The 16883-nt window shown below is 48.1% G+C and carries 16 protein-coding genes; 11 read left to right on the top strand and 5 right to left on the bottom strand.

Going from position 1 to position 16883, the window contains the following annotated elements:
- Nucleotides 1-15: 15 nt before the first annotated feature.
- Entirely contained in the window at nt 16-399 is a 384-nt protein-coding gene (locus tag VC28_RS08410; RefSeq protein ID WP_049630253.1) for a PilZ domain-containing protein, read from the bottom strand.
- A gap of 167 nt (nt 400-566) precedes the next feature.
- On the opposite strand from VC28_RS08410, the gene VC28_RS08405 reads away from it, so the two are divergent.
- The 7 genes from VC28_RS08405 (at nt 567) to VC28_RS08375 (ending at nt 7085) form a co-directional block, all read left to right on the top strand.
- Complete coding sequence (locus tag VC28_RS08405) at nt 567-1478, top strand: ROK family protein (RefSeq protein WP_049630252.1); 912 nt, start codon at nt 567-569, stop codon at nt 1476-1478.
- 115 nt (nt 1479-1593) lie between these two features.
- Nucleotides 1594-2349 carry an ABC transporter substrate-binding protein gene (locus tag VC28_RS08400; protein WP_156184305.1) on the top strand — a complete coding sequence of 252 codons (756 nt, stop codon included), beginning with the start codon at nt 1594-1596 and terminating at the stop codon, nt 2347-2349.
- A gap of 22 nt (nt 2350-2371) precedes the next feature.
- On the top strand, nt 2372-3373 hold the full coding sequence (locus VC28_RS08395) for a FecCD family ABC transporter permease (RefSeq protein WP_049630250.1): 1002 nt from the start codon (nt 2372-2374) through the stop codon (nt 3371-3373).
- A gap of 2 nt (nt 3374-3375) precedes the next feature.
- Complete coding sequence (locus VC28_RS08390; RefSeq protein ID WP_049630249.1) at nt 3376-4170, top strand: ABC transporter ATP-binding protein; 795 nt, start codon at nt 3376-3378, stop codon at nt 4168-4170.
- A 5-nt stretch (nt 4171-4175) separates the two neighbouring features.
- Nucleotides 4176-4682 carry a DUF4442 domain-containing protein gene (locus VC28_RS08385; protein ID WP_049630248.1) on the top strand — a complete coding sequence of 169 codons (507 nt, stop codon included), beginning with the start codon at nt 4176-4178 and terminating at the stop codon, nt 4680-4682.
- Between the two features lie 19 nt (nt 4683-4701).
- Entirely contained in the window at nt 4702-5739 is a 1038-nt protein-coding gene (locus VC28_RS08380) for a Gfo/Idh/MocA family oxidoreductase (protein ID WP_049630247.1), read from the top strand.
- A gap of 65 nt (nt 5740-5804) precedes the next feature.
- Nucleotides 5805-7085 (top strand): MFS transporter, encoded by a 1281-nt coding sequence (locus tag VC28_RS08375; RefSeq protein ID WP_049630246.1) that lies wholly within the window; start codon nt 5805-5807, stop codon nt 7083-7085.
- Here the strand turns inward: VC28_RS08375 and VC28_RS08370 are convergent.
- The gene (locus VC28_RS08370; RefSeq protein ID WP_049630245.1) at nt 7057-7779 is read right to left on the bottom strand and encodes a lipoprotein intramolecular transacylase Lit; all 723 of its coding nucleotides are present in this window, start codon (nt 7777-7779) and stop codon (nt 7057-7059) included. The two genes, VC28_RS08375 and VC28_RS08370, sit on opposite strands and share 29 nt — an antisense overlap.
- A 280-nt stretch (nt 7780-8059) precedes the next feature.
- On the opposite strand from VC28_RS08370, the gene VC28_RS08360 reads away from it, so the two are divergent.
- The 3 genes from VC28_RS08360 to VC28_RS08345 all read left to right on the top strand — a co-directional run bounded on the left by VC28_RS08360 (nt 8060) and on the right by VC28_RS08345 (nt 10859).
- Complete coding sequence (locus VC28_RS08360; protein ID WP_049630243.1) at nt 8060-8635, top strand: hypothetical protein; 576 nt, start codon at nt 8060-8062, stop codon at nt 8633-8635.
- A gap of 126 nt (nt 8636-8761) precedes the next feature.
- Nucleotides 8762-9969 (top strand): IS3 family transposase gene (locus VC28_RS19540; protein ID WP_156184249.1). Its coding sequence is split into 2 segments (ribosomal slippage): nt 8762-9104 and nt 9104-9969, totalling 1209 coding nucleotides; the frame shifts between segments, so codons are not numbered across the junction.
- A gap of 254 nt (nt 9970-10223) precedes the next feature.
- A complete protein-coding gene (locus tag VC28_RS08345; RefSeq protein WP_049630242.1) occupies nt 10224-10859 on the top strand; it encodes a class I SAM-dependent methyltransferase in 636 nt (211 codons plus the stop codon).
- 159 nt (nt 10860-11018) lie between these two features.
- On the opposite strand, the gene VC28_RS08340 is transcribed toward VC28_RS08345, so the two are convergent.
- Nucleotides 11019-12743 carry an FAD-binding oxidoreductase gene (locus tag VC28_RS08340; protein WP_049630241.1) on the bottom strand — a complete coding sequence of 575 codons (1725 nt, stop codon included), beginning with the start codon at nt 12741-12743 and terminating at the stop codon, nt 11019-11021.
- 377 nt (nt 12744-13120) lie between these two features.
- On the opposite strand from VC28_RS08340, the gene VC28_RS08325 reads away from it, so the two are divergent.
- Nucleotides 13121-14692, top strand: coding sequence for a leucine-rich repeat domain-containing protein (locus tag VC28_RS08325; protein ID WP_156184304.1), 1572 nt, complete (start codon nt 13121-13123; stop codon nt 14690-14692).
- Between the two features lie 209 nt (nt 14693-14901).
- Here VC28_RS08325 and dapE read toward each other — a convergent pair whose 3' ends face one another.
- Both dapE and VC28_RS08315 read right to left on the bottom strand, forming a co-directional pair.
- Nucleotides 14902-16053: a succinyl-diaminopimelate desuccinylase gene (gene dapE / locus VC28_RS08320; RefSeq protein WP_049630237.1), complete on the bottom strand. Its 1152-nt coding sequence runs from the start codon at nt 16051-16053 to the stop codon at nt 14902-14904.
- Between the two features lie 240 nt (nt 16054-16293).
- Nucleotides 16294-16764, bottom strand: a complete 471-nt coding sequence (locus tag VC28_RS08315; RefSeq protein WP_049630236.1) for an Hsp20 family protein — start codon at nt 16762-16764, stop codon at nt 16294-16296.
- Nucleotides 16765-16883: the final 119 nt, after the last annotated feature.

Genomic DNA, 16883 nt, shown 5'->3' with positions numbered 1-16883 from the left:
TTTATTGGCCACTCATTAATAGGCACTAATAAGTTCAGACAGCTCCCTTTCTGCTTCCATTGCATCTCCCAAATTTAATTCAATCAGGCGGCGTAAATGGCTCACGCTGTCGATATCAATAGACGTGCACATCAGTCCAGTCTGGTTGTGATGTTGGTGGGCGACCACCACAGACATGGCGATAGAGGTGTTATCTGATAGCAGAATTTTTACCAGGATCGGATCGGCTTTGATCACGGCGCTGGGTAGGGTTTGTTGTATCAGCAGGCCTTTCAGGGAAATATCCAGCAGGGTTGCCCGCCAATGAAATTCACCCTGTGCCAGCTCAACATGGGCATCAAACAGGATGCGGCTAAATTTGCGGCGTTCGTTGACGGTTCTTTTCTCGGTCTCGCTCATAATCTGTTCTTTGTGTTGTCTCTGTGGCAATAATCGTAGTGAGTTATGCAAAGAGTGTAGCCGCTGGCAGCCATTTCGCCATTATTGGATAAAGCGCCTGTCGCTATTTGCCTCGCCTGACAAGCGCCACCTATAATCCCGTCCAACGTGATAACAGGCTGATTCTTATGGCAGATTTTCGTATTGGTATTGATTTGGGCGGGACTAAAACAGAGGTGATACTACTCAACGGCTCCAGTCAGGAGCTGTTCCGTACCCGTATCCCCACGGTGCGCGATGACTATGATGCGACCCTGCGCGATATCGCCCATTTGGTCGCCCAGGCAGAGGCTGCTGCAGGCGAGACCATGTTGCCGGTCGGGATTGGTATTCCAGGTACGATCTCACGCAAAACCGGCTGGGTGAAAAATGCCAATTCCATCTGGCTCAACGGTAAGCCTTTCCAGAAAGACCTTTCGGCATTTTTAATGCGCGATGTCAAAGTCACTAACGATGCAAATTGCCTTGCAGTGTCCGAGGCTACCGACGGTGCAGGGCGCGGATACGATCTGGTGTTTGCTGGCATTCTCGGCACCGGCTGCGGTGCAGGAATCGCCTATCAAGGCAAACCGGTGGTTGGCCCCAATGGTGTTGCAGGCGAGTGGGGGCATAACCCATTGCCCTGGACATCGGAGGCGGAGCTGAATGCGCGCCCCTGTTATTGCGGTAAGGCCGGGTGTCAGGAGACGTTTTTATCCGGCACCGGTTTGTGCCTTTCGTATCAATTGGCAACCGATGAAAAACTCAAGGGTCACGAGATTGTAGAGCGCGCGGAGCAGGGCGATGTTGTCGCCCGGGAAGTGCTGGCCAATTATTACGATCAGGTCGCACGCGGCCTTGCGGCGATTATCAACGCAATTGATCCGGATGTAATTGTGTTGGGTGGCGGTGCATCGAACATTCAAGCGCTGTACACCGAAGTGCCCAAGTTGCTGCCGCACTATGTCTTTGGCCGCGAATGCGATACGCCGATTGTGCAAGCGGTTCACGGCGACTCTAGCGGTGTGCGCGGTGCCGCCTGGTTGAATCCACTTGTGTAACCTGTGTTGCCAATCGTGGAATAAAAAAGCCATCGCAAAGGCGTTGGCTTTTTTATTTTTATGGAGCGCATCCTGTTTGTTTTTATGGAGTGCAGCCCGCGTGCAGGCCGAGCCTGTGCCCCAGCGCATTGCTTCATTGAATATTTGCATTGACCAGTTGTTGTGGGAGTTGGTTGACCGTCAACGTTTGGTATCGATCAGTTACCTCACTGCCAATCCTATGTGGTCGCCTATTGCGGGGCAGGTAAAAGGTGTCCCGCTTAATCATGGCTTGGCGGAAGAAATTGTCCCGCTCAAACCCGATGTTATTTTTGCGGGTGAGTTTGATCAGCGCAGCCCCATTGAACTGCTACAAAAACTCGGGAAACGCGTCGAGCGATTACCATTACCGCGCACATTGAAAGATATTAACGACCAGATTTTGCAATTGGCTGATATGGTGGGCGAGCGTGAAAAAGCGGAGCAGATGGTAAAAAAAATCAATACACAAATTGCTGAACTACAACGGGCAAACACCGGCAAAACACCACTGACTGCTTTTTGGTATTCCGCCAATGGTGTTGTTATTGGCGATGGCACCTTGGAGCATGAATTTATGCAGTTGGCCGGTTTGCGCAATTTGGCGGCTGAGCGCGGTATGTTTGGTTTTAATCAGCTCGACTTGGAGTTATTGCTCAGTGCCAAACCGCACATTTTAATTGTGGAAGAGGGCAGTGATGATGCCTATTCACTTGCGCGGGAATATCTTGCGCACCCCGCATTGCGGAATGCCGATTTTAAAATCGTCACCTTGCCTGCAGGTCTATCGGGTTGTGCGGCTACTGTGATTGGCGATGTTGCAACCCAGCTCAAAAATTCTCTCGCGAAATAATTTACTTAACAGGTATTAGCCCTTGCAGTCCCGAATCTCATTTACAACACTAACCTGCTTACTGGTGCTGGCAATTGCCCTCGCATCGGTAATTGCGCTCAACACCGGCCTTGCTGATATTGATGTCATCCAGGGCTTGCAGGATTTTTTTAACGGCGAGCAAAGCCTTGCTGCCAACGTGGTAGGGCAAATACGTTTGCCGCGTTTGATTCTTGCCATCGTTATTGGTGCAACGCTCGGTATGAGCGGTGCTGCTATGCAAGGCTTGTTGCGCAACCCGCTGGCTGATCCGGGCGTGTTGGGTGTGAGTAGCGGCGCAGCTTTTGGGGCAATTTGCACCTTGTATTTTGGTATCGCTGCATCGGCTTGGTACTGGTTGCCCAGTGCTGCCATTCTGGGTGCATTATTCACCTTGTTTATGGTGTACGTGCTCGCCGGTTTGCACAGCAGTATGTTGGCTTTGATTTTGGCGGGCACTGCCATGAGTGCCATTATGGTTTCATTAATTGCCGTTGCATTAAATTTTGCACCCAGTTTGTATGCGATGCAGGAAATTGTATTTTGGATGTTAGGCTCGCTCGCCAACCGCCATTTTGATCATGTCAGCATCGCGCTGCCGTTAGCAGTTATTAGCTGGATAATGATGTTAAGCCGCAGCCGCTTTCTGGATGCGCTGAGTTTGGGTGAAGACAGTGCGCGCTCGTTAGGCTTTAACAATCAACGCGAGCGCTGGATTTTATTAGTCGCTATTTCCATTGGTGTAGGCGCTTGTGTTGCGGTGAGTGGCGCGATTGGATTTATCGGTCTGGTGATTCCGCATTTGTTGCGCCCATTTGTGGGTTATCGCCCCGGGCGTTTGATGTTTGCCAGCGCACTTGGCGGTGCGTTGTTATTAGTGCTTGCCGATATTCTGGTGCGCCAGTTTGACAGTGCGCGCGAATTAAAACTTGGCGTTGTGACATCATTAGTTGGAGCGCCATTCTTTTTATTATTGATTTTAAAAACCCGTTCACGGTGGGCCTGATAATGACCACAACACTCAATGCCCAAGGTGTATCGGTTATCCGCGATAACACAGCCATTATCGATCACGTAAACATGCAATTATCGCCCGGCGAATTCGTCGGGCTGATTGGTCCCAACGGTGCCGGTAAAAGTTCGCTGTTGCGTGTGCTGGCGGGATTAAGTGATGCTGATGCCGGACGTGTCAGTATGAGCAACAAGACTTACACTGACGTCGCCATACAACAATTACCCAATCGCGTGCGCGCGCAACTGCTTGCGTATTTGCCGCAACAGGAAACGCCAGCATGGCCACTGCAAGTGGAGCATCTTGTCGGGCTCGGGCGTGCGTCTTGGCACAAACCTATGAGCGGAAAATCACCGCGCGATGCGCAAGCAATCGAGCGCGCTTTGCAAATCACTGATTTAACCCAACTGCGTCACCGTATTGTGACTACACTTTCCGGTGGTGAATTACAGCGTGCATTACTTGCGCGTGTATTTGCCGGTGAACCGGAAATGATTTTGGCCGATGAACCTATTGCCGCGCTCGACCCCTACCATCAGTTGCATATGATGGAGTTGTTGGCAGAGCACGCGCAGCAAGGCGGATTGGTGTTGGCGGCGCTGCATGATTTAAGTTTGGCCGCACGGTTTTGTTCGCGCCTGGTGTTAATCCATCATGGAAAAATTATTGCCGATGGCCAGCCGATACAGGTGCTGACCAATGAAAATTTACAGCAAGTCTATGGCATCAGTGCCTATGTCGATTGCCGCGATGATGGCGTCATCATCATTCCACGCAACAGAGTGGGGTAACGAATATGAAAGCAGGTGTATTTAAATTTCTGGCCAACATGTGGCCGCCATTATTATTTGCGGGCATTAAAGCAACGTATCTTGCGGCTGATTATAAAGAAGCGCGAGTAACCTTAAAGTTGCGCTGGTATAACCGCAATTATGTTGGCGTACAGTACGGCGGCAGTTTGATGTCCATGACAGACCCTTGGTATATGCTGATGATTATGCACAACCTCGGGCGCGATTATTTTGTGTGGGATAAACACGCAGAAATAGATTATCTCTCCCCCGGAAAGACCAATGTCCATGCGCATTTTTTATTGACCGATGAAATCCTTAATGACATACGAACAAAAACGGCCAACGGTGAAAAATATGTGCCGGAGTTTGTCGTGGATATAAAAGATGATCACGATAACATCGTTGCGCGGGTGAAGCGCCGCGTCTATATCAAATTAAAACCGCGTGCACGCAATAAAGATGATCTGGATGAAGTGGAGCCGGATCTGAACGACATCAATAGCAATTAGTGAGAGAAAAACCAAAATCATGTTAAATGTTGCACTCTGTTCTTATGGTATGTCTGGCAAGGTTTTCCACGCTCCGCTGATTACTGCTGAACCTCGTTTGAAGTTGCACAGCATTCTACAGCGCAATGAACCCACTGCGCTGGCCGATTATCCAAACGCAAACATCGTTAAATCCTTTGGCGAATTAATTGCTGACCCCGATATTCATTTGGTAGTGGTCAATACGCCCAACGAACATCATTACCCGATGACAAAAGCAGCATTGCTTGCGGGTAAACATGTTGTGGTAGAAAAGCCGTTTACGTTGAGTTTAGCGGAAGGTAATGAGCTAATCGCATTAGCTCAGCAACAGCATCGTATTTTGTCGGTGTTCCAAAACAAACGTTTGGAAAGCGATCATCTGGATGCAAAAACTATTATCGAATCAGGTAGTCTTGGGCGCATTGTAGAAGTGGAGTGGCATTACGATCGCTACCGCACTAACATCACCCATAAAAAATGGAAGGAAGATAATTTACCTGGCTCTGGCACCTGGTTTGATTTGGGAATCCATATGGTAGATTCCATGCTGTGCTTGTTCGGCAAACCCAACGCGGTGTATGCCGATATGCGCAGTCTGCGCCGTGCAGAAGGCTCAACGGATTATTTCAACACAATTTTTTACTACGATGACCTGCGTGTCATTTTACGTTCCAGCACCTACGTCAGTGAAAAAAGTGCAACGGTTTCTATCCACGGTGATAAAGGCTCCTACCTGAAATTCGGGCAAGATGTACAGGAAAGCCAAATGATGCGCGGCATCATTCCCGGCATGGAAGGCTGGGCGCAACCGGGCGATGATAATTATGGCATCCTGCATGTCCACAATAACAGCGAAGCGCAGCGCACAATAATTCCCGGCCAGCGCGGCTATTACGAACACTATTATCACAATATTGTGGATGCAATTAGCGGAACCGCGCCCTTGGCATTTTTGCCGCAGCAATCCTTGCTTGGTGTGGAAGTGTTGTTGGCCGCAGAAGAAAGCGCTAAGCAACAAACACTCATTCGATTGTAAGTTGCATCAGAAAATACAACACTGATAAAAGCGCAAGACTAGGTGCTCAATTAAAAAGGTACCCGATGCAACAAAACCTCTCGCTTAATGCCAACCGATTTGTCATTTTCTCGGTATTTTTTACTGCGCGTGCTTATTATCCGGTACTTGCAGTTTTATTTATCGATTTGGGGTTAACGCTCGATCAGTTTGTGTTGCTCAATTTAATTTGGGCGCTGACAATTTTTTTGTTTGAAGTGCCTTCTGGAGCATTGGCCGATACGATTGGGCGGCGAACGTTGTTGATTGCGGCATCGGTACTCATGATTGTGGAGATGCTGTGTTTATTGATGGCACCGCGCGATGGTGGAACATTATTGTTTGTGCTCTGCGTGATTAACCGGATCTGCTCCGGGTTATCGGAGGCCTGCGCAAGTGGTGCCGATGAAGCCTTGGCTTACGATTCGCTGCCGCCTGAGAATCGCGCAAGTGCCTGGGATAAATTGTTAGCCAGTGCAATGCGTTGGCGTTCGCTGGGTTTTGTGGTGGCGATGATTATTGGTGGCCTGCTGTACGATCCGGATAGCGTTAATGTCCTTTTACCTGAAAGCCTGCATGTATCAGAAAATATCGCGCAGCGTTTGCCGGTGCTGTTAGTGTTGCTGCAAGCTGTGGCTTGTTTATTGATTACCTTGCGGATGGTGGAGCCAGTGCACAGCGCGAGTGGTTCGACGTTAACGCAAGCGTTTCGGCTTACGTTGGATACCGTGCGCTGGGTGATAACACATCCCGTTGCATTGGTGGTGATATTGGTGGGCGTTGCGCTGGATTCCATCGTGCGAAATTTTGCCACTATTACCAGTAGTTATTATCGCTTGATTGAATTGCCCGAGTGGACGTTTGGTTTGCTCGGTGCGGCTGTGGGTGTGTTGGGTTGGTTTGTACCGACCATGGCGAATTATTTGAATACGCGTTTTAGTCTGATGACAAACTTAGTGATTATCAGTGCGGCAACATTATTGGGGTTAGTTTTGTTAGTGCCCATGTGGCCGGTTTATGGATTAATCCCCACTTTGTTTTTGATGATGTTGATGGGCTATTTGGGTTTTACCCTGAGCCGAACCTTGCACAACGCGGCAGATTCATCGCGCCGTGCGACGGTATTATCGGTGAAAGGTTTGGTATTTAATTTAGGTTATGGCTTATTTAGTTTGGGCTTTTCTGTATTGCTTGCCAGCTTTCCCGATACGCCAGAAGGCGCATCGTTGCGCAATGCGCTCTTGTGGCAGTTGCCGTTTTTTGCGGTGGTGATCAGTGCGTTGTTGGCCTGGGCATTTTTTACTTTGCGCGCTTCAACAAAACCCTAATGCCATAAAGCGCCGCACACCAAAGCGCAATCATCAGCGCCAATAACAATAGCGCAATAAACGCAAAAATATCCGGTGCTTTCATCAGTGTGGTCATCAGTGAATCCTGATAATAAAAAAACCACTGGTGACCATCGGGAAAAACCTGCACATGCAACCAATAAAAAACGGCAGTAGGGCCAATAGCGATCACAACAATCGCCACTGCACTTATGCCCGCTAAAAATCCCAGCAGGATTTTTTTAGGCGAAGGCAGTGAGTATGCTTGCCAGCGCGCCAGTGCGATCAACACCAACCACACACACAAGCTGGTAATTCCCACCGCATAAAAGACATCAATCAGGTTAGCGACATCCTGCAGATGAATAATTTCGGCTTCGTGCATCAAGCTCGTGGTGCGGCCATCTTTCAATGTGTAACTGATATTTTGCAAACCGCGCCCGCTGTCTTGTACAGCATCACTAATTTCGCTGAACAAACGCCAATGCTCTTGCGGTGATGTCAGTTCAAAATCGTCTTTGTGGCGATTGAGCGGAGCAAATTCAGCGATGTGTTTATCCAGCTTTAACAATTGGTAGCCAAGCGGATACGCAAAATGCAGCTGGGCAAGAAGATGCCAGCTTACCAGCGCCAATCCAATGAGCTGCGCGGTAAAAAAAATGGGCCAGAAGACAAAGCAAAATACAGATTTCATAGTCGATGACAGCACAAATACAAGGAAAAATTGGCCTGCAAATTACCATGCTTATGGTGTGCGCGCACCTGCTGGTGAGTCATGCTGGCGTCTTCTGCGGCAATATTCTGACGTTTTTATGGCGTCAAAAAGTCGAAAATTTTGACATTTTCGATGAGCAAAACGCTGTTACATGTGCTGGTCGTTATCTAACCAATTGTATTGTGTGATGATTTTGACGACGGTATTGGCTTTGCATCATAACTGGGGACATGTGTCACATTCGATGTGGAGAACTGCTATGTCTACACTATGGAAAATCAGCTTTGTTGGTCTTTTGATGTCGGTGTGTGCTTCTGCTGCCCATGCAGGGCTTATTACGTGTGAACCGGATGATCAGCGCGTTGCTACCTTGGGGGATGCGCTTGAGTGTAAAACAGATGTTGAGATTAATCTGAATGATTCAGATGATCTTAATGCACTGTTTGGAACGAATTACGCTTGGATAAAAGAAGGTGAGTTAACTGCGGAAGGCAGCGATGATTTATTCTCGGTAGCTACAGATTCCTGGGGCACAGATGTTACCGGTACTTGGGCAATTGATAGCTCATTTTGGAATGTCTATAGCCGAGCCGTTATTACCATGCATGTCGGTCATGGTGGTGGTAACCCCGATGCATTTGCCTGGGTGATCACGCCCGGCCAAACATCCGGTTCCTTTACATATGAGCGTGTTGGCGGCAAGGGTGGCGGTTTATCGAATATGTTTTTGTTCGGATCAGGAACGCCAAACATCATGCTACCTGAGTCTAATATCGGAATATTGTTGGTGATTGGTTTGTTGTCGATTTTCTTTGCTCGTCGTCGTGTTTCGTGATGTTTCATTGTCAGTAAGGATGCAAAAAAATAAAAAAAGCCGCAAAGCAATTTGCGGCTTTTTTTATTATCATGACTCGTCCTGAATAAAGTTGACACTTTTCTACTCTCTACTGAGGAAAGTGTTATGAATCCCGTTATTAAACGCACCCAGCGTGATTACTCTCTCGCCTTTAAATTGGCTCTTGTCGATCAAATCGAAAAAGGAGAGATGACTTATAAACAAGCCCAGTCTCGCTACGGTATACAAGGCAGATCTACAGTCTTGTGTTGGCTGCGCAAGCATGGTCAACTGGATTGGTCATTAGGTTTACCAGCAAAAGGCCTCCTCATGTCCGATAATCCTCGCCCTCAAACGCCAGAACAGCGCATCAAAGAACTGGAACAGCAGCTCGCTCTAACCCAACAAAAAGCGGATTTTTTCGAAGCGGTGGTTGATGTACTCAAGCGCGACTATGGAGTCAGCGTGGTAAAAAAGCCGCACGGAACATCATCCAAACGAAAACGTTAGCGGGTTTATCCGTTGTCCGTGGTTGCCAGCTACTCGGCATCAGTCGGCAAGCCTGGTATCAACAATGTAAGCGGGTGCGACAACGAGAAGTGCACACGCAGATACTCCTTGATGCGGTGCAGCGTGAACGTGCATTACAACCCTGCATCGGAACGCGCAAACTACAGCGCTTGTTACAACAATCCGCATTGGTTGTGGGGCGAGATCGACTGTTTGCTTTGCTGCGCGAACATCGCCTGCTGGTTCCCACCAAGCGGGCTTATCACAAAACAACGCACAGCCATCATCGCTTTCGCAAACATCCCAATCTTCTGAAGCCTGGTGAACATCAAGTGATTCCGCAACGACCAGAACATGTTTGGGTGGCTGACATTACCTATTTACCCGTGCATCAGGGCGAGGCCTATTTGAGTTTGGTGACCGATGCCTATTCGCGCAAGATTGTGGGGCATTGCGTCCATGACAATCTGAAGGCTGAGTCAGTAATCGGTGCGTATAAACAAGCACTACAGCAGCGACGCAGTGGTGATGAGCTCATCCACCATTCAGATCGGGGTATTCAGTATTGTTCAGCGCAATACCAGAAATTGCATTATCAATACGGTGTTCATTGTTCGATGACGGATGGTTACGACTGCTATCAAAATGCGCTGGCAGAGCGTGTGAATGGTATTTTGAAAAGTGAGTTTTTGATAAGGAAACCCAGGGATCTTGCAGAAGCAAAAGTGATGGTGGCCGAGTCGATTCGGATCTACAACGAACGTCGTCCGCATCTATCCCTAGAATACAAAACGCCCGATGAGGTGCATCGGGCGTTTGGATAAATCAGTGTCAACTTATTTCAGGACTGGACATCAAAACCACGTCCATTTTCTGCTACATTCAACAGCCGCTTGTGCATTTTATCGGTGCAATAATTGTGGTGTTGTGTTTTTATCTGTTTCTTGTTTTTCTATCCGCTTCTTATGTATGTGATGCCTTGTCACATTAGTGTCTTATTTCTGTCATAGAATCAGTCGATAACTGTGTTTCAACTTCACGTGATTTTACTATCAACTGGAACGAGCGAGGATTTACTGTGCCCGAGTTATTTATCCCTCCTGCAAAAAATACCTTTCCTGCTTATGGTATCTGGTTGTACAAAGAAAAAAGTCCCGCGATCAAACGTGTAAAAAAAGACACTGCGCCCAGTGCCCACGGCGATCGCCATTGGGATTCCAGTTATCTATTGATGGATTATTTCACTCACAATCCACTCAAGAAAAAAAGTCGTGTGCTCGATGTCGGTTGCGGCTGGGGGCCTACGTCAATCTACCTTGCGACCCAAGGGCACAAGGTAACAGGGTTGGATATTGATGATCAGGTATTTGGTTTTTTGCAGTTGCAGGCCGATTTAAATAATGTAGCGGTCAAAACTCGCCAGGGCGCGATGGACTCTATGAAAAAGGCCGACTTAAGCAAATTCGATGTCATTGTGGGCGGCGATATTTGTTTTTGGCCTGAGCTGACGAGTGAATGGTTTTCACTGTTAAAGCGAGCTGCGAATGCCGGTGTTAAAAAACTGGTGTTGGCCGACCCCGGCCGCCAACCTTTTTTGGATTTGGTGGATAAATGTGAACGTTGGGATAGCGAAATGCTGACCTGGTATTGCCTGGAGCCCAAACGTTTTACCGGTAGTTTATTAATAGTGAATTTGGATAAGCTCGCTGATTAATTCATAGTGAATTATTGGTAATCGGTTAATGAATAAGTAGTGCATCGTCCCTGATGCGATAGCGATTATTCTGTTCATAATGGATTCCTTCCGGTTCGTTATTCTGCGGCCAATCAATTACGGGCGAGTCGTGTTCAAATTGTCCGTTGTTACTACAGGTTAAGCCTCGCTGGTTTCGGTTTGGATCAAACGGGCACCAAACATTTTTGTGTAATCCAGATTCGTTTCCTGACTTGCGAGTGTCGCGGCCTCTGGAATGGTTTCGGGTATCGCTTCTGGAATAAAAGGTGCGATGGGTTTTACATGCTCGTAACGGCCAGATGCAATCACCGCATTTTCATCCAACGCATTTTTCAATAATTGTTGCACTTGCGCGCTGGGCGAGTCGGCGGGGCAAGCAATCATGTCCATGTAATCAATTCCCAAACGGTAGGGTGGCCAACCGTTTTCCAAACCGGTTTTTACCAATGCGCGATAACACTGTTTTGCGCGCGCGACATCCTCAGCATTTTTGCGGTCAAACAACAGCGGAATAGTGCCTGACAAGGTGCGCGATGAGCGCGATGTCACTGCCAGCAGCGGATCAAATCCATTGTCAGTCAAACATTTGCTCATCACTGTGCGATAGCGTTCTACTTCATCCGCAGTAAACGGAACAAGCGGTGCGTACCACAAAATACCGGCACCATCTTTTGCCGGGTGCGAATGTACATCCAGTTTTTTTGCGGTAGGGTCAAGTGCGTAAGCGATTTTTAAAAACGCGACTATGGGGTAGCCCTCAACCGTACCCAAGGTATTGACCAGCGCACCAAAATGGCGGCGCAGTGCGGCAAAACCCCATTTAGGCAGATAGGCCTGTACTTTTTGCAGTTGTTTGATTTGTGCTGGAGAAAAACTCCACACGCGGCAATTCTTTAAACGGCGACGGATATCTTTTACCGATCCGGCAACGGCGGCACGCGAACCATAAAGTGTTCCCAGCCCGGTCCATGCAGAAATTTTTCGCTCTTTGGCAAGTTGCTGCAAATAGTGGGCGCGCGCCTCACCTTTGAGTGGCGATGCCAAAGGAGTATCGACTTGTGTCGAAAGAATTCGGCAATCGTTCATCATAATAATGCCGCCGATGCCGGGAATATCTTCTGTCAATTTATTCAATTCTGTTTGGCTGGCAATAAAAGCCTCTTGCGATTTCCATTCAAACACCAGAATACGTGTGGCTTCCGGTGTGCGCGCCAATTGAACGCGCGCGCGCGTCACTATGCCAAAGTTGCCTTGACGCAATAAACCTGCCCATGAATAACCGGTGCCTGCATTCCAACGCTTCGCCATTTCAGGGCAATTTAGATCCTGATAAGTGTGACGGAATTCAGTGCCGTTGCCCCAGTAACCTTCCAGCTCACTGATGGCATCAAAGTGATCGGTAATCGGTGTTAAACCGTAACCACCGTCCAGCGCATTGCCCAGAATATTGCCGTTAGGGCCAACACCGGTAGTTGGCACTAATAAGTCGGCTCCGCTTTTTTTAATCGCTGCATGCAAATCAGCTTGCGTCACACCCGGCTCAATTAACGCGGTAGAAGATTGCACATCGATATACACGCGGCGCAGCTGCGACAAATCCACAATAAAGCTGCGTGTGTCTACCGGAAGCGAAGTGCCGTAACCAAAATTGCGCCCACCACTAATGGGCCAGAGGGGAATTTTAAATTCGTTCGCGAGTGCCAATATTTCCGGAATGGCATCGACTTCTTTGACGATAATCGCACCGGCTGGCAGGCGCTCGCTCGCGCCGGTATCGGCACCATATTGAAAAGCCGCTTCTTCGCGGCTCAAGACTTTCGCGCCGGGGATACGCAATACTTCACTAAAAAAAGAGCTAGTCATGTTCATCTTCCTTCATATGCTGAATGACAAATGTTGCTTGATGGGCAAAGTGGGGCTTGTAGCTGTACAGTCAGAGATGTTCAAAAAATCGACGTTTTTGCACAGTCAGGCAGGTTTCAGCAAGAACCATGACAACTTTAAAATAGTGTTTATTTTCAAATTGTTATGCTTGAAAAAGTGATATTTAGATTATTTTCGCCGTGATTTTGGCGCTGGCTTTTGCGTGCGCCACACGTTTTTGTTGTTCACAAAAATCTACAGACAGGTATTAGGGGCAGGGTTAATCTGAATGAGTCAGCGATGATATGGGTGGTAAACTGGTGCGCTGTGTTAATAACCTCGGATGGCTCAGTAGGCGTTGTAAAACGGGTGGTGAAATGAAAATCTCGATTCAATCTTTCGCAGTAGTGCTATTAGCAAGCGCAATGGTCGCTTGTGGCGGCAGCAGTGGTAACAAGAGCAACACGAACAGCAGCAGTGCGGTGTCCAGCGTGTCATCCGGCAGTGCGGCCAGCGAGCTTCCCGCAAGCTCAGTGCAGAGCCAGAGCAACTCATCACTGGCAAGCTCCTCGCTTGTGGGCAGTAACCAAAGCGCATCATCAGTATCCAGCGCGGTATCTTCCCGTGCAGACGAGCTGTTTGTTAATGCCTTATCGAATAAAGGTGGGAGCATAGTTCCCAACGGATTTATTGATGTGGATGCGAATGCGACAACTGCGCTGATGGCAACGCCGGAGGCGGGGTACCGTGTCGCGGGAGCTTATGGTTGCGATCATCGCATTGAAGGCAATCAAGTCATTGTCGGGCCCATTGCCGAATCCTGCACGTTGAATGTCAGTTTTGTGCGCGTTGGCTCGTTGGCCGATCAACTGCAATTACAAGATCGCGGCTTGATTCGTTGCATCACAGAAATGGAAGATAAAAGTAACTCGGTGATCACGGCGCAAAGTATTACCGAATTGGTATGTGGTAATTTGTTTGATCCTGTCTCCTCGTATGAGGAACTGACGTTATTTCCCAATCTGCAAAAATTATCGCTCACCTCAACACGCTTATCGGGTTCGTGGAGTTTCGCTTTTTTCCAACAGTTAACGGAGCTGAATCTTTCGGATAATTACCTGGATGCGGTGGATGTCAGTCAAAACACCAAACTCACCACATTAAATGTGAGCGAGAACCGGCTTACACAATTAAATGTATCGCCTCTGGTGAATTTAGTGAGGCTCGATGTGCATGATAATCAGCTAGCGCAAATCGATTTAACGGCCAATACCCGTTTGCAATCAGTGAATGTGGAGAACAATAACATCACTGGCTTGGTGATCAGCCCGCTGTTGCAATTACATACTTTGGATGTATCGCGCAATCCAATCACCGCATTGGATTGGGTTGTTAACACCGAGCTGACATCGCTGAATGTTGGTTGGACATCACTGACTGCCGTTGATGTTTCCATGCTGCCCAAATTGGCATTTCTGAATCTTGCGGGGCTTGGGTTAAGCAATATTGATGTATCGAAAAATACTGCACTGGCGCAACTGGAAATAATGGAAAATAAATTAACCGCTGTGGATATCAGCATGTTGCCGGAATTGCGCAAGTTATTGGTATATAAAAACCAGTTGAGTAATCTGTCGCTGTCTGCGAATACCAAACTGGTAGATGTAAATGTGCTGGATAATCGCATCACCGCATTGGATACCAGCAAGCTGCCGGATCTGGAAGTGCTTTGGGGGACCTATAACCAAATAGGCAGTATCGATCTATCCAAAAACACGAAAATTAAATGGGTGTTGTTGACCGATAACCAATTAACGAGTGTAAGCGGTGTTGAAAAATTAAATAAAGAAGCTGAGTTGGATTTCAGTAGAAACCCGCTTGATGCCGCGACACGAAGCTACTTGTTCGACCTGTATGACAAACAAGGGTATGAATATTTGTCGTTTTGATATTTTCGATGCAAACAAAAAGCCCTGCAAATACAACAATGTTGTTCACTTAATGTAGCTATCGTCACTCCCGCTTGCGGGAGTCCAGTTTTTGACCTTTAAACCTATGGATTCCCGCAAGCGGGAATGACGCTCTTGGTTGTCGATAACACTTAATTGAATAGCATTTCCGCGCTCGCAGGGCTTTTTACTTAAAGGTACGCTTGGTTTTACGTTAACAAATTTTCTAACGTGCGTTCATAAATCGCTGTCAGCTTGTTTAAATCATCGGCGCTGATACATTCATTAACTTTGTGGATGGTCGCATTGATAGGGCCAAGCTCAACAACTTGCGCACCGGTAGGGGCAATAAAGCGTCCGTCGGAGGTGCCGCCCGAGGTCGATAATTCAGTATCAATGCCGGTTTCGGATTTAATCGCATCCACAACCGCATTAACCAAATCTCCGCGTGGGGTTAAAAAGGGTTGGCCGCTTAAAATCCATTGCAGATCGTAGGTGAGATTGTGTTTATTCAAAATCGCTTCGGTGCGCTCACGCAGGATTTGTTCGGTAAGTTCGGTAGAAAAACGGAAATTAAAAACCACTTCCACTTCGCCGGGAATCACATTGGTTGCGCCAGTGCCGCCATTGATGTTGGACACTTGAAAGCTGGTTGCCGGGAAAAATTCATTACCGTTATCCCAATGTTCTGCGGCGAGCTCTGCCAGTGCAGGAGCCAGCTTGTGGATAGGGTTATCGGCCAGGTGTGGATAAGCCACGTGACCTTGAATGCCTTTTACTTTCAAAATCGCGCCAAGCGAACCACGGCGGCCATTTTTAATGACATCGCCCACCACCTTGGTGCTGGATGGTTCACCCACAATACACCAGGCCATTTTGGTGTTATTCGCTTCCAGCCATTCCACCACTTTTACCGTGCCATTAACGGAAGGACCTTCTTCATCACTGGTGATCAAAAACGCGATACGGCCTTTGTGGTTCGGATGCTTGGCAATAAAATTTTCGCAGGCGACAACCATGCTCGCGAGTGAGCCTTTCATATCGGCCGCGCCGCGCCCGTGCAACATGCCATCAATAATACGCGGTTCAAACGGCGGGTTATTCCAGTTAGCCTCCGGGCCAGTAGGCACTACGTCGGTGTGACCTGCAAACGCGAGGATCGGGCCTACATCGCCCTCTATACCGGAGCGAATCGCCCAGAAGTTATCTACTTCGCCAAAACGTAAACGCGAGGTTTTAAAACCGATTGCCTCAAGGCGTTTGATCATCATTTCCTGACAGCCGTCATCTTCAGGAGTGACAGAGCGGCAGCGGATTAAATCAGTGGCAAATTGCAGGGTAGGGGTTAACGCAGAAGTCATGGTGTCATCCAGCTATCAAAAAGAGTCGCCGAGAATTTTACGCGATTTCTCTCCTCGCCAGAGGTCGGGCTGCAATAAAAATTATCCTCCGCTAGCAAAGCATCGGTAACTGCCTATAGAAATAGTTCAGGGGCAGGCATGTGGGCGGTGTGATTGATTCGGCGCGTGCTTTTTCGCCAGTGAGAAAGGTTTGTTTTACTGTAAAACAGCGGGAGCAACAGATTGCCCCCGCTGTATAACTTAAGCGGCTTTGCTGGTATCAGCATTGTGTTGGATCAAATTCCCGCTGCTATTGATGGCAATGGTTTTGGGTTTCATTGCCTCGGGAACCTCCTTCACCAAGCTGATGGTCAGCAGACCATTATTAAGCTGGGCACCGGTCACCTCGACATGATCGGCCAAGCTGAACTTGCGCTCGAAGCTGCGGGTGGCTATGCCCTGATAGAGATACTTGTGCTCTTCTTTATTGACCTCGGCTTTTTTGCCGCGCACAGTCAATACACCGCGCTCGGTTTGGATATCCAGCTCATGTTGCTCAAAGCCTGCTACCGCGAGGGTAATGCCATAGCGGTTCTCGCCTGTGAGCTCAATGTTGTAAGGAGGATACCCGGCCGCACTTTGGTCAGCGCGCAGAGCAGTATCTAACAGTGCACCCAGACGGTCGAAACCGATGGTGCTGCGATAGAGAGGGGAAAGATCAATTGCATTCATAAAATATCCTCCGTAGAAGCGATAAAAAATAAAAACAATTAATGGGTGATGGCTCAGGGATGACACCGATCACGGAAATAAAATCGGGGTATTGATCGGCGAATTCAAGGGTGTTGTCA

This window comes from Cellvibrio sp. pealriver (assembly GCF_001183545.1).
Lineage (GTDB): Bacteria > Pseudomonadota > Gammaproteobacteria > Pseudomonadales > Cellvibrionaceae > Cellvibrio.
This window is presented reverse-complemented; position numbering and strand designations above follow the sequence as displayed.

What these genes read in the sequence shown, in the direction of transcription:
- VC28_RS08385 (WP_049630248.1), top strand. Translation starts at nt 4,176, where the DNA reads ATGAAAGCAGGTGTATTTAAATTTCTGGCCAACATGTGGCCGCCATTA.
- VC28_RS08370 (WP_049630245.1), bottom strand. Translation starts at nt 7,779, where the DNA reads ATGAAATCTGTATTTTGCTTTGTCTTCTGGCCCATTTTTTTTACCGCG.
- VC28_RS08375 (WP_049630246.1), top strand. Translation starts at nt 5,805, where the DNA reads ATGCAACAAAACCTCTCGCTTAATGCCAACCGATTTGTCATTTTCTCG.
- VC28_RS08325 (WP_156184304.1), top strand. Translation starts at nt 13,121, where the DNA reads ATGAAAATCTCGATTCAATCTTTCGCAGTAGTGCTATTAGCAAGCGCA.
- VC28_RS08315 (WP_049630236.1), bottom strand. Translation starts at nt 16,764, where the DNA reads ATGAATGCAATTGATCTTTCCCCTCTCTATCGCAGCACCATCGGTTTC.
- VC28_RS08340 (WP_049630241.1), bottom strand. Translation starts at nt 12,743, where the DNA reads ATGACTAGCTCTTTTTTTAGTGAAGTATTGCGTATCCCCGGCGCGAAA.
- dapE (WP_049630237.1), bottom strand. Translation starts at nt 16,053, where the DNA reads ATGACTTCTGCGTTAACCCCTACCCTGCAATTTGCCACTGATTTAATC.
- VC28_RS08410 (WP_049630253.1), bottom strand. Translation starts at nt 399, where the DNA reads ATGAGCGAGACCGAGAAAAGAACCGTCAACGAACGCCGCAAATTTAGC.
- VC28_RS08360 (WP_049630243.1), top strand. Translation starts at nt 8,060, where the DNA reads ATGTCTACACTATGGAAAATCAGCTTTGTTGGTCTTTTGATGTCGGTG.
- VC28_RS08390 (WP_049630249.1), top strand. Translation starts at nt 3,376, where the DNA reads ATGACCACAACACTCAATGCCCAAGGTGTATCGGTTATCCGCGATAAC.
- VC28_RS08380 (WP_049630247.1), top strand. Translation starts at nt 4,702, where the DNA reads ATGTTAAATGTTGCACTCTGTTCTTATGGTATGTCTGGCAAGGTTTTC.
- VC28_RS08405 (WP_049630252.1), top strand. Translation starts at nt 567, where the DNA reads ATGGCAGATTTTCGTATTGGTATTGATTTGGGCGGGACTAAAACAGAG.